Origin of the sequence: Enterococcus sp. AZ194, assembly GCF_051713825.1 — a bacterium.
In the GTDB taxonomy this organism is placed as follows: Bacteria; Bacillota; Bacilli; order Lactobacillales; family Enterococcaceae; genus Enterococcus_K.
Window position 1 is genome coordinate 3,385,513 of the sequence record NZ_JBIOQR010000001.1, and the last position, 12,314, is coordinate 3,397,826.

A 12,314-nucleotide genomic window follows, 5' to 3' on the forward strand; every position below is an offset into this window, starting at 1 on the left:
CAAATAACACCCCTCAATAATTATTTTTTTACAGTTGCAAATAAATTGTAACATACTTACTGAAATTTTCTTAAAACAATTGTCTACTTTTCAAAAAATTTTTGAGCCGCCGCTTTCTTCAAGCGATTCATGTAGGCAATTCCCAAGCCCTCTTCAGGAAAGGCTTGTGCAAAAATTAAATCCACGTCTGCCCCTTCATCTAAGGCACGAAGTCCAGCAAATAATCCTCTAGTCGCAGCTTCAATCGAGTTATTGTCATAAGAAAAGGTTTCTTTTATTGTCTGTCCCCACTCTTTCAGTACATCTGGGCTCGCTAAAAGCCCAATTTTTAGTCGTTGGTCACGACTCCATTGAATCGCTTCTGGCCAATCCTCTGGGTGAACCATCATTACTTGTGTATCTGGTGAATAGTGTTTGTACTTCATTCCTGGTGATTTAGGAATTTCCCCTTCTTTAATTAGATGACCGTCAATTTCAACTGTGCTTTGTAGCACTTCTTCTAGCGCTTCTTTGGTCACCGCCCCTGGTCGTAAAATCATTGGTGCTTTATTCAGATCGCTCAAATTCAAAACGGTTGACTCAACACCAATCTGAGTTGCCCCATCATCTAAAATTCCTGCAATTTTCCCATGTAAATCATGATAGACATGTTGGGCGGTTGTTGGGCTAGGTTTGCCTGAAGTATTGGCACTCGGTCCGACAATTGGTACACCCGCTAATTTGATGAAATCGAGTGTTTTTTTATTATCCGGCATTCGAAAAGCAGCTGTGGATAACCCGCCAGTTGCCACTAGAGGAATTGCCCCCTTTCGAATCTGAAAAATTAACGTTAATGGTCCTGGCCAAAAATTTTCAACAATTTTTTCTGTCAGAGGATGGAAGTTATCCACATACTCTTTTACTTGAGAAAAGTCTGCAACGTGAATAATCAACGGGTTATCGCTCGGTCGCCCTTTTACCTCAAATACCTTCTGAACAGAATCGGCTAATAACGCATTCGCACCCAATCCATAGACTGTTTCTGTTGGAAATGCCACCAGTTCTCCGGCGACTATTTGTTCAGCAGCTTCTGCCAACTCGTGCGCTTGATATATTTTTGTATCCACAGCTTATCCACAGCTCCTTTTTTCTAAAACAGAGTCTTTTTCCACTTCACCTCGGACTTATCCACGAATTGTGGACAACCGATTTGTCAAGTGTGCATAACTCTGTTAATAACTTTTTTCACTCTATGAAAACTTATTTTCACACGTTTTTTTTACGTGCCTCAGTCATTAAAAAAAATAGTTATCCACAAATCATCTACGCTCTTATTTACAGCTCGTATGTGTGCCTCTATTTCCACGTATTTTATGGTTATGAATGCAGATAAACCATCCGATCTTTCCCTGATAAATCTTGTAATAGTTCGATTTTCTTTTCGGGAAATCTTTCCTGAAATATCTGCTGAACAGCTTTACCTTGTTGAAAACCAATTTCTAGAAAAACTTTTCCATCTGGTTTTAAACGACTAACTGCTTCCTCAGCGAGTTGTTCATAAACCGCTAACCCATCATTTTCCGCAAATAAAGCCAGCTTAGGTTCGTATGTCCGGACACTTTCGTCCATCAACGACCATTCCGCCTGACTGATATACGGAGGATTCGAAATCAGAATATCGATTTTTTCTTCTATCGGCTGCAACCCATTGCCCAAAATAAATGTCACAGAAATATCTAGCGCTTTTGCATTCTCCTTGGCGACTTCTAAGGCTTCAGGGGATAGTTCAATTGCTGTGACCTGCCATTCTGGACGTTTTGCTTTTAAGCTCAAGGCAATAGCTCCCGTTCCTGTACCAACATCCACGACATTAAGCATGCCACTTTCTGGTGTTTCTCGCAAACATAATTCAACCAATTCTTCTGTTTCTGGTCGCGGAATCAAGGTTGCCTCTGTTACTTTAAAACGATGGTCATAAAAATCAGCATAACCTAACAAATAATGTGGCGGAATATCTTGCAGTAACGCCTCGCAGTCCGCTTGAATCTGTTGTTCTTCAAAGACGTCAATCTCTTGATTCATCGATAAGAGCCACTGTGTCTTCGTCCAATTTTTTCTTTCCAAAAATAAAAATTCGATGGCATAGCCTTCTTTTCCTTGCTCCTCTAAAAAAGAAGAAGCCCGTGAAAGGACTTCTCGATAAGTTTTCTTAGCCATTTTGCATCTCTTCTAGTTTCGATGTTTGATCGTAAAGAACCAATGCATCGATGATTTCATCTAATTTTCCAGCTAAAATTTGGTCTAATTTTTGAATCGTCAAACCAATTCGATGATCCGTTACACGGTTTTGTGGGAAATTATATGTCCGAATTCGTTCAGAACGATCCCCTGTTCCAACCGCCGATTTACGACTTGCATCGTACTCGCTTTGCGCTTCTTGCGAGATTTGATCATACACACGTGCCCTCAAAATCTTCATCGCTTTTTCGCGATTCTTGATTTGTGAACGTTCATCCTGCATCGCAACAGCAATACCAGTTGGAAGGTGAGTCAATCGAACTGCCGAAGCCGTTTTATTGACGTGCTGTCCACCCGCTCCAGAAGCATGATAAATATCTGTCCGAATGTCCTTGTCTTCGATCTCAATCTCAACTTCTTCTGCTTCTGGCATAACAACTACCGTTGATGTAGACGTGTGGATTCTCCCTTGTGATTCAGTTGAAGGAACACGCTGCACTCGATGCGCACCACTTTCATACTTCAGCTTTGAATACACATTGTCACCAGAAATCATCATGATAACTTCTTTGTAACCGCCGATTCCTGTAACATTTGCTTCTAAGACCTCCGTACGCCATCCTTGTGATTCTGCGTATTTTTGGTACATATTAAATAAGTCTCCTGCAAACAAAGCGGCTTCATCGCCACCTGCAGCGCCGCGGATTTCCATAATAATGTTTTTGTCATCATTTGGATCTTTAGGTAATAATAAAATTTTGATTCGTTCTTCTAACACTTCTTTTTCTTTTTTCAAATCAGATAATTCTTCTTTGGCCATTTCTGCCATATCTGAATCCAAGCTTTCGCCTAATAATTCTTCTGTATCACTAATTCCTTCAACGACTGTTTTATAACGGCGATACACTTCAACTGTTTCTCTAGATCCCGCCTCTTCCTTTGATAAGGCCATAAAACGTTTCGTATCAGTGATGACTTCTGGGTCACTTAATAATTCTCCCAGCTCTTCATAACGATCTTCAATAGATTGTAACTGATCATACATAATTTATTTTTCTCCCTCTTCTTTCATTTCTGGATGGAAATAGTGATGACGACAAACTGGATAATAGGCTTCATTGCCACCAATCTGGACTTGATCTCCTTCATAAACAGGCTTTCCATCAATATAATGCAAGTTCATCGTCGCTTTTTTATGACAGAACCAACAGATTGTTTTTAATTCTTCAATTTTATCTGCATACAGCAACAAATATTTTGATCCTTCAAATAACTCATTTCGAAAATCATTCTTCAAACCAAATGCCATAACTGGAATTCTTAGCTCATCGACTACGCGAGCAAATTCAATCACATGTTTTTTCAACAAAAATTGCGATTCATCTACTAATATACAATACGGCTTTATAGCCATTTGTTCAATTATTTCGTAAACATTTGTTTCTGGAAAAATTGGCGTCGCTTCTCTTTTCAAGCCAATTCGACTAGAAACCATACCGACACCATCTCGTGTGTCCAACCCACTAGTCATAAGAACAACAGGTTTATTTTGCTCCTCATAGTTATGAGCAACCTTTAAAATCTCGATTGTCTTGCCACTATTCATTGCGCCATATTTAAAAAATAATTGTGCCATTTCACCTGTCACCCTTCATTTTACTCTTTGATATTATACTCGATTTTGAACTTTTTTTATAGTAGGAAATTTACGAATCCCTATACAAAAGCATTTCCCTAGATAAAAACAAGGGAATCGGTCCTTGTCAAACCCAGAAAAAGGCGATTTTCCACTTAAAATCGTGAAAAATCGCCGTTGTTTTCTTCTACAACTCCATTTCAATATCGAGTAGACCTCTAGATTTAACTGAAACAGAATATTTTAGCTCATAACTAGAATCCCCCACGGACATTGCCGCCATTATTTCCTTAATTTCCTTCTCTGCGTCCTCTCTAGTCTTATACCAACCTAGTGCAAGAACGCTGTCTCCCCAAAAGGTATGACCATCCACTCCCTGCAACATAATTTCGGGCTGGTAGTCTTTTTTTCGAAAGGTCCGTGCCAAAGTAAATTTATAAAATGAAGAAACTTTCCCATCTATCTCCTGTTGCGTTTGCGCACATATCTGTTGCAGTCCTTTAACCTCGCCGTTTCTTGACATCAAAAACAGTAACTACTCTTTTTTCTAGGGCCAGCGAAGCCTTCCATCGTTCTCTACTTTTCTATCCCTTATCCCACGAATATCGGTCTAATTCTTGATACCATTTTGGAATGAGTTGTCCCTCTTGATAATCCTCTTGTACTTGGTGGAAACGTTCAATCATACCTTCGACGTCTTTCTCCCCATAAGGAGCTGCCCAAACAATTGAATAAAGGGCTGCATGAAAACAATAAAATTTTTGTGCCTCCCAAAACTCTTGGGGAACTCGATTAGAAAAATAACCATCAATTTGACCACGTGCAAACGCGGGTGACTGTTCCCTTGAAAAAAATTGAACTTTAAAGAATTCTTCATACGCATCGCCTATTTCTGAACGGTCAAAATCGATAATCCCCAGAGGCGCTTGTTTTTGATAGACAAAATTCCCGATGTGATAATCCCCATGCAATAGACAGGCCGGACGATTGGGAATTTTCGCCAACTGTTCAGAGACATAGTCAATCATTAACTCTTGACCTGGCAATTGTTTGTTTATTTCCAAGTAGCGCTGAAGTTGATTCGCCTTTTTGGCATAAAGTGTTTGAAAGATCTTTGGTGAATCCATCGACAGTATCGGTAGTTGATGAATTTTCTTTAACCCTCGCCCTGCTTCTTTTCCTAACTTATATTGTTGAGCTGTAGAAAGTTGATGAATCGTATTGGATAAATCCTTCCCTTTCACATAACTAAGTAGCATATAGGCCTTATCCGAATCAGGAAGACTTTGACAGATGATAGGACTCGGCGTATTCAATTTTAGCTCGGCCACTTGACCAATAAAGGAGAATTCTCGCCTCTTGCTCTCTAGTTGATTTTTTGGAAACAAACGTAAAAGTTGTGTGCCTTGTTTGGTCTGAATACAAAACTTTTTATCTGAGGACCAACCTTTATTAATTGGCTCAATAGAAAGCCAGCCAGCCATCTCAGCTAATTTTTCTAATTCCTCCATAACACTTCCCCCTCAAAATCAATCAACAAGCTATCAGCAAACACTTGACTGGTTATTTCAAAACTTGCGGCCAGTTTTTAGGCTTAGTAAGTCTTGAAAAACGCTACTAAGTCCCCTTTATCGCAAGAGACAAATCCACACTGTTCATAAAAGTTTCGAACGGTAGGCGTTTCATTGGTTAAAAGAACCTTTTGTCGAACTTCCGGATATTGATTTAATAATCGCTGCATCAAGGTTGAACCCAGTCCCTTCCCCTGATACTCCTTCATAACCAATAAATCTTGAATATAGATGATCGTTTGTCCATCACCCACTGCGCGAATGAGACCAATCAACGTCCCCTTTTCCCAGGCTGAAATCACAACCAAAGAATTTTTAACTGCTTCAGAAAGCTTAATTGGTTCCTTCGTGTAGGCTAACCACCCTACACTATCGTATAAAGTAACTAGTTGCTGTTGTTCAATTTGTTTTTCAAATTTATATGTAATCATACGCTTCTCCTTTATTTTTTTATTTTATAAAGGAAACATTCTCAATTTATCCATCACTTAGTCCTCGCTTTCATTCATTCTTTTCAGTATATAATTGAATGCGCTTAAAAACAACTGCTGAGCAATATTTAGATAATTGATACCTATAGGCTGATAAAATTAGTTAGCGCTTGCGTCCCTCAATTATATCATTACAGCTTCTAATTCAGTCTAATGGCCGATTTTCATCCCTCTTTTTTCACTTATAATGAAATTATCTAGTAAACATAAAGGAGGGGTGAAGAATGAAGAAGGATTCGATTAAGACCGGGATCAGTTTTGGCTGTGCCTTGGCGATGGTTATTTCTTATGTCAAATGGCATAGTATTTTATGGGCAATTATTCATGGTATTTTTAGTTGGGCTTATGTCGTTTATTTTATGTTAAGAGGATATTAACCTTAACTCTTACTTGCCAGAACATATTTAGCCGTAAAATTAGGTTAATTACTAGAGGAAACTGATATCTTTTGAAGTTTCCTCTTTTATTTTTAGACTTTCCTTGCTACACTATCTATTCAACAGTTAGGAGGACCCTTCATGAATCGATTTATACAAATTGCGACAGACCCTGAAATCTTAGCTATTTATGAAGCCGTTGCGCTATTCGAAAAGTTGGACGAAGGTTGGGCACACCATGATTTCCAGCACGTTTCAAATGTAGCGGACATGGTTGAGTCTCTTCTAACAGCTATGCATGAACACGAAGATTTTATTGAAGAAGCTAAGATTGCGGCTATTCTACACGATGTTGGTGCAGCGCAAGGAAAAGAAGGACATGCTGAACGAGGTGCCCTTTTTGCCAAAGAATACCTGGAGAAACATCAGATTACTCTTACTCATAAAAAAGAGGTCATCGAAGCGATTCGTATACATAGTGACGGATTTGAGACGGATAACTTGATGGCTCTCGTATTGATTTTGGCTGACAAACTGGATATTAAATACACACGAGTAGCTGAAGCTGGCAGTCAGGTTCCAGGTATGCGTCAACTGTGTTTCATCAACGATATTTCCTTAAAGCTTCAAGAGAATATACTAGAAATTTATTTTTCCTGCGATGAAGCGATTAATCGCCCTGAGCTAGAGGCGTTCTATTTTACCAAAAAAGTCTTTCGAGCAATTGGTTCCTTTTCAAATAAACTGGGATTTTCTTCCATTGTTTATTTGAACGAGGAAGTTTGGGCTCCCTATCAAATTTTAGATTAAACCTCTCTCTTTGGATACTTAAAAGACTGGCGAATTTTAAAATGAACTTAGCCACTTCATAAAATAAAAAAACGTCATTGCCCAATTTCATGTATTATTGAAGTTCCTATACAATCAATAAAGGATGAAATGACAATGACGCAAACTGAGAATACCACATTTTTACGCAAAGGCAAACACCTTGATTATGAAGAACGAAATAAAATTGAAGCCTGGAAACAATTAGATGAACCACTTTCGAATCGAGCAATCGCGAAACTACTGGTTCGTGCTCCTCAAACCATTCATAGCGAAGTAAAAGACGGTACGGTTCGCCAAATCAGGCGCCAAGTCCAAAACGGTAAAACCTACGAATATGAATCGTTTGTTTATTCCGCAGATGCTGGCCAAGCCGCTTACGAAGCCGCACGTGCGAATTCCCGTAAACAACCGAAGTGGGTCGCTTCACCGAATTTCATGGCGTATGCCGATCATCAGATGAAGAAAGAAAAGCAATCACCAGATGTCGTTGTTGGTCGTGCAAAGAAACTAGAACTGTTTCCTAATGAAACGATCCCTTGTACCACAACCCTATACAACTATATCGATTTCGGTTTGATGGAAACGAAGAACATTGATCTCCATCTCAAAGTTCGACGGAAGACCAATAAGCCAAAAAGCAGACGAAACAAAAAGATTCTCGGTGATTTAATTGAAAAACGTCCAGATATTGTCGATACACGTGAGCGCTTCGGCGATTGGGAAATCGATACAGTGAACGGACTGCGCATTGGCAAAGACCAAGCATTGCTTACATTAACCGAGCGTAAAACACGCTACGAAGTGATTATCAAAATCGATGGAAAAGCAGCTGATCCAGTTAATCGTGCACTGACCGCTTTAAAAGAAGCAGCGGGCAATGATTTCGAAGTACTTTTCAAAACGATTACTTCAGATAATGGTACTGAATTCACTGGTCTATCCACACTTCTCAAAGATATTACAGAAGTTTATTTCACCCATCCCTATTCTTCATGGGAACGAGGGACCAACGAAAATCACAATGGGATGATTCGCCGTTTCATACCTAAAGGAACACGCATGGAAGACGTAGCGTTGACCACCATTCGTCGTGTACAGGATTGGATGAATAATTTGCCGAGAAGAATATTGGGTTACGCCACTCCGCGTGAGTGTCTATTGAACGAACTATCGGAGCTATCTTTAGCTACTAGATAACCAACAAAAACTAAATAACCAATGAATTTCAATAAGTGGCTAACTTGAACTTGAAATTTGGATACTTAAAAGGCTTCCTTCGTAGCACTAGAATTTTTTCTAGCGCCACAACGGAAGCCTTTATTTTCACATACCAAAAAAACGACTCACTGAATCCAATCTATCCTAATTTCCTGAAATAAATACATTCCAAGAGGGTTGCCTCGGTTAATTTTTGCTGATGCTCTAAAAGAAGCTGGCCATAATAATTGGCATGAATTGTCTGCCAATTCTCTAAAGAACCATCTCCTTCTGCCTTGGCGAATGCCTCGTCAACTTCACCAAAAGAACGGGATAAGACTTGGGTCACCTCAACTGAGCAGATAGGCTTATCTTGACTGTTCATGATCGCCCATTTATCACCTACATAACTAGGAGCTGACAAGCCTTGCTCTTGAAAAAACTTCAACGTAGAGGTAGCCACTTTTTCCCCACTGTTTACTAATCTGGCTAACTCATCTTGCTCACGCGCAGTACCACCAAACTTGACTTCTTGCATGTCTTTTCTCCCATCATATCTAGATTTGCTTCAATTTAACGGGCATCAGAAAGAATGTCTAGATGCTTATTACTGATTTCCGTCTATTTAACTAAAACGACTGCTTTCTCTCATTTCCTACTTATACCAGCGAACAAACACTGTCTAGTTTCCTACCCGTTTATTCAGGAACAATCGCAAATGCTCGGACGGAAAACCCTGGCGCTTCTTTAATCTTAGGCACACCAATCACTATTGCCGCACCCGTCGCAGGAACCTCAGAAAGATTGTTTAAGACCTCTACCTGATACTTATCTTGAGACAACCAATAGAGCTCGCCAATTAAGCCAGCATTTTGGGTCGCATCAACCGCGGCATCAGTGTCTAAGGTTTCATGCCCAATTGCCCAGACATTTCTTTCTTCATGCAAAAATTTTAACGCGTCTAATGACCAACCTGGTGTGTGTGCTTGCCCTTCCTCATCCTTATTATAAAATGCCTCATGGTTTTCAAAACGTTTCGACCAGCCACTCGCAAAGGCCACAAAGCTATTTGCAGGAATTTGGCCGTACGCTTCTTCAAATGCCAAAATATCGGCCACCGTCAATCGGTAATCTGAATCTTTCGCTACTTCTTCCTCTTTATGTAAGACAAATAAAGGCAAGACGAACTCCTTCAAATCCAATGCTTCTAACAAACGTTTGCCATTTGCAAAGTGAGCTGGCGCATCGATATGCGTGCCGTATTGTGTAACTAATTGGTATTCTTTTGCTAGAAAACCATCCTCTTCTACTGTAAACAGTGTTTTTTCTTTTAATGGATGAAATGCTGAAAAATAAGGAATCTCTGCGGTCACCTCATGTGTTAAATCGACCCATTTCTGTGATTTCAAAAACTGAATGCTCTCAATGATTGTTGTCATGGTTTATGCTCCTTCCCAAACTTCTTTTGCCGTCTCTACAACCAAACGTAATTTGGCCCATTGTGCCTCTTCTGTCACTTTATTGCCTTCATGTGTTGATGAAAATCCGCACTGAGGACTCAAACATAACTGCTCAAAAGGAACAAATTCTGCGGCTTCTTGAATTCTTTTCTTCAACGCTTCTTTTTCTTCTAACTCAGGTGTTTTCGTTGTAACTAAACCTAGAACAATTCGCTGGTCTTTGATATTTTTCAACGGCTCAAAGCTACCTGAACGTTCATCATCAAACTCCAAAAAGAAACCATCAAACTGCTCTATAGCCAACAAACGCTCCGCAATTTTATCGTACGAACCATTGTATAACCAATGCGATTGGAAATTTCCTTTACAAAAATGGAAAGTCACCGCTAAATCTTCAGGTTTATCCGCCAAAACGGCCTCGGTAATATCGCCAAACTCCTGAATTAACTCATCTGGGTTATAACCATTTTGAGTGATAAGTCCACGGAAGCGCTCATCAAACAGTCCACCCCAACTTGTATCATCCAACTGTAAATAACGACAGCCTGAATCATAAAAAGCTTGAATCGCCTGTTTGTACGTTTCTATTAAATCCGCTACAAAAGCTTCCTTTGTCTGATAAGCAGGATTTTCATGGTATTGTTTTGACAAGATAAACGAGTCCAGATAAATCATATTCGGCCCCGGGATTGTCTGCTTAGCTAACGTTGCTCCCGCATGCTCCTTAGTGAAAGCAAAATGCTCTAGAAACGGATGAAGCTCACAAAATGAAAGCTGTCCGCTCACATACGTTCCTTGCGCTTGTGTCGTCAAACCAAATGCTGTCGTTTCAAAATCATAAACTGTGATACCGTTCAAGCCAGCAATAAAATCCAAATGCCACCAACGACGCCGAAATTCGCCATCTGTGACAGCCTTCAAACCAACTTCTTTTTGCTGCTCAATCACCTTTATGATTGCCGCATCCTCGACCTTCGTTAACTCTTCTTTAGAAATCGTGCCTTTTGCAAACTCTTCTCTAGCCTTTTTTAACTGCTCAGGTCTTAATAAACTACCTACTTGATCAAACCGAAAGGGAACCTTACTCATTTTCATCACTCCTCGTTTTTTTATAAAAAAAATCCTTAGACGTCTGAATAGACACCTAAGGACATATATATATGCGTTACCACCTTAATTTGAAGTACCTTCACAGATACTTCCTCATCAAGTACCCAATCACTTGGAGACTCGTTGTCGTCTAACGGGACCTTCCGTATTCTCCTACTTATTTTAGAGAATCCACTCAAAAGCCATTTTCAAACTACCGTCCTCTCATCTCTTCACAGCTACCGAGACTCTCTTTGGAAATTCGTGCAATTCTACTTTCTTTTTCACAGTGTTTTAATTATTTTCTTAGAAATAGACTACTAATAAATTTGTTGTTTGTCAATTCTTTTTTAAAAAAATTCGACATTTTTATATACGGATAAACAAAACTAGCGATCTGATTCAGGTTTGTTTTTTTGACGTTGCTCTGCCTCTTTAGCGATATTCTTTTGTTCTTCTCCAAAATAATTATAGGTGCCCTCAGTATTTTTATCCAAGGGATTTACGACAGTATTACTCACCGTTCCCCCACGATTCAAGCCACCTAGACCTGTATTGACCATCCTATTCCAGCCTTTTAGCGGATCTTTCCCTTCAGCACGGAGTCGTCTATTTTTTTCTAAAATTTTTTCTCTTTTTCTTGTTTTTCTTTCTGCTATTTTGGTTGAGATTTTTTTTAACATTTTCCTCACTCCTTTTCAGTAAAAAAGTTTTGATAGAAAGCTTATCTGCCTTCATTATATGATAAGAAAATGAGAAAGTAAAAATTTAATGAGAGTGCCAAGTGCTTCTCGCAGATAATTTATAGCGCCTAGTTTAAATCTTTGTGGGATAATCTAGAAAAGAGGTTAAACAGCTGCAAATGATAACTCCCTCCTTTTGAATTACAAAAAAGGTGTTAGCCCACAGATACTCTACTGGTGACTAACACATTTTGTTTCATTTCTAACATTACCGAATAATTGATCTTGCCATCATAGAAATTGTGTGTCTATTTCCACGGATTGCTCTACTCATCGCCATAATATTCTCTACTGGTGCAATGCCAGAATAGCCTGCATCGCCAATATGTTGAATGTCGACGCCACAGATTTTATTTTTGATTGCCATTTGTCTAATGGTATCTATATCAGAGGATTCTTGACTATTTAAGAGTCTCAATTATTCCTAGTTTAACCCAAGAAATTGTTAGCTACTCGCTCTATCGTTATCTTGAAAGTGATCTCCACTTGAAGTTGAACTTCTCTAAAAAAGAGATTTCAGTAGAAGATATTATTCCCCCCGTTACACAATACCTGAATCTTAGTGAACGAGATAAAAATATGATTGTTGTTAGAAATTGGGCCTATTTAGATGATTACACACATTTCCAATATAACGAAAGTTGGCACCAAGCGGATTCGTTCAAGTTTGTTTTGTTAGCTAATCGTCCATTTAGTCACTAA

15 protein-coding genes, 1 pseudogene and 1 other annotated feature are annotated in these 12,314 nt (G+C 39.2%); of the genes and pseudogenes, 4 read left to right on the plus strand and 12 right to left on the minus strand.

The window, feature by feature from the left end:
- Positions 1-83 precede the first annotated feature (83 nt).
- The 7 genes from IGI37_RS15740 to IGI37_RS15770 all read right to left on the minus strand — a co-directional run bounded on the left by IGI37_RS15740 (position 84) and on the right by IGI37_RS15770 (position 5,855).
- Positions 84-1,106, minus strand: coding sequence for an L-threonylcarbamoyladenylate synthase (locus tag IGI37_RS15740; protein WP_438763009.1), 1,023 nt, complete (start codon positions 1,104-1,106; stop codon positions 84-86).
- A gap of 250 nt (positions 1,107-1,356) precedes the next feature.
- A complete protein-coding gene (gene prmC / locus IGI37_RS15745) occupies positions 1,357-2,196 on the minus strand; it encodes a peptide chain release factor N(5)-glutamine methyltransferase (RefSeq protein ID WP_438763010.1) in 840 nt (279 codons plus the stop codon).
- Positions 2,189-3,262 (minus strand): peptide chain release factor 1, encoded by a 1,074-nt coding sequence (prfA, locus tag IGI37_RS15750; RefSeq protein ID WP_438763011.1) that lies wholly within the window; start codon positions 3,260-3,262, stop codon positions 2,189-2,191. The genes prmC and prfA overlap by 8 nt, the downstream gene beginning before the upstream one ends.
- 3 nt (positions 3,263-3,265) lie before the next feature.
- A complete protein-coding gene (locus tag IGI37_RS15755) occupies positions 3,266-3,853 on the minus strand; it encodes a thymidine kinase (protein WP_438763012.1) in 588 nt (195 codons plus the stop codon).
- 187 nt (positions 3,854-4,040) lie between these two features.
- Positions 4,041-4,379, minus strand: coding sequence for a hypothetical protein (locus IGI37_RS15760; RefSeq protein WP_438763013.1), 339 nt, complete (start codon positions 4,377-4,379; stop codon positions 4,041-4,043).
- A 58-nt stretch (positions 4,380-4,437) separates the two neighbouring features.
- Positions 4,438-5,364 (minus strand): aminoglycoside phosphotransferase family protein, encoded by a 927-nt coding sequence (locus tag IGI37_RS15765; RefSeq protein ID WP_438763014.1) that lies wholly within the window; start codon positions 5,362-5,364, stop codon positions 4,438-4,440.
- Positions 5,365-5,447: 83 nt separating this feature from the next.
- Positions 5,448-5,855: a GNAT family N-acetyltransferase gene (locus tag IGI37_RS15770; RefSeq protein WP_438763015.1), complete on the minus strand. Its 408-nt coding sequence runs from the start codon at positions 5,853-5,855 to the stop codon at positions 5,448-5,450.
- Positions 5,856-6,139: 284 nt separating this feature from the next.
- Between IGI37_RS15770 and IGI37_RS15775 the strand changes: the two genes are divergently transcribed.
- The 3 genes from IGI37_RS15775 to IGI37_RS15785 all read left to right on the plus strand — a co-directional run bounded on the left by IGI37_RS15775 (position 6,140) and on the right by IGI37_RS15785 (position 8,320).
- Complete coding sequence (locus tag IGI37_RS15775; protein WP_438763016.1) at positions 6,140-6,292, plus strand: hypothetical protein; 153 nt, start codon at positions 6,140-6,142, stop codon at positions 6,290-6,292.
- Positions 6,293-6,433: 141 nt separating this feature from the next.
- Complete coding sequence (locus IGI37_RS15780; RefSeq protein WP_438763017.1) at positions 6,434-7,102, plus strand: HD domain-containing protein; 669 nt, start codon at positions 6,434-6,436, stop codon at positions 7,100-7,102.
- A gap of 135 nt (positions 7,103-7,237) precedes the next feature.
- A complete protein-coding gene (locus IGI37_RS15785; protein WP_438760067.1) occupies positions 7,238-8,320 on the plus strand; it encodes an IS30 family transposase in 1,083 nt (360 codons plus the stop codon).
- Between the two features lie 160 nt (positions 8,321-8,480).
- Here the strand turns inward: IGI37_RS15785 and IGI37_RS15790 are convergent, their stop codons facing one another.
- From IGI37_RS15790 to IGI37_RS15810, 5 genes and pseudogenes are all read right to left on the minus strand, one after another.
- Positions 8,481-8,858 carry an ASCH domain-containing protein gene (locus IGI37_RS15790; RefSeq protein WP_438763018.1) on the minus strand — a complete coding sequence of 126 codons (378 nt, stop codon included), beginning with the start codon at positions 8,856-8,858 and terminating at the stop codon, positions 8,481-8,483.
- 160 nt (positions 8,859-9,018) lie between these two features.
- Positions 9,019-9,759 carry a cyclase family protein gene (locus IGI37_RS15795; protein WP_438763019.1) on the minus strand — a complete coding sequence of 247 codons (741 nt, stop codon included), beginning with the start codon at positions 9,757-9,759 and terminating at the stop codon, positions 9,019-9,021.
- Positions 9,760-9,762: 3 nt separating this feature from the next.
- Entirely contained in the window at positions 9,763-10,869 is a 1,107-nt protein-coding gene (locus IGI37_RS15800; protein WP_438763020.1) for a 5-methyltetrahydropteroyltriglutamate--homocysteine S-methyltransferase, read from the minus strand.
- A 54-nt stretch (positions 10,870-10,923) separates the two neighbouring features.
- Positions 10,924-11,166, minus strand: a binding site (T-box leader).
- Between the two features lie 92 nt (positions 11,167-11,258).
- Positions 11,259-11,552 carry a hypothetical protein gene (locus tag IGI37_RS15805; RefSeq protein WP_438763021.1) on the minus strand — a complete coding sequence of 98 codons (294 nt, stop codon included), beginning with the start codon at positions 11,550-11,552 and terminating at the stop codon, positions 11,259-11,261.
- A 268-nt stretch (positions 11,553-11,820) separates the two neighbouring features.
- A pseudogene (locus IGI37_RS15810) lies at positions 11,821-12,015 on the minus strand (DUF7916 family protein); the annotation flags it as partial.
- Between the two features lie 38 nt (positions 12,016-12,053).
- Between IGI37_RS15810 and IGI37_RS15815 the strand changes: the two are divergent.
- Complete coding sequence (locus tag IGI37_RS15815; protein WP_438763670.1) at positions 12,054-12,314, plus strand: UTRA domain-containing protein; 261 nt, start codon at positions 12,054-12,056, stop codon at positions 12,312-12,314.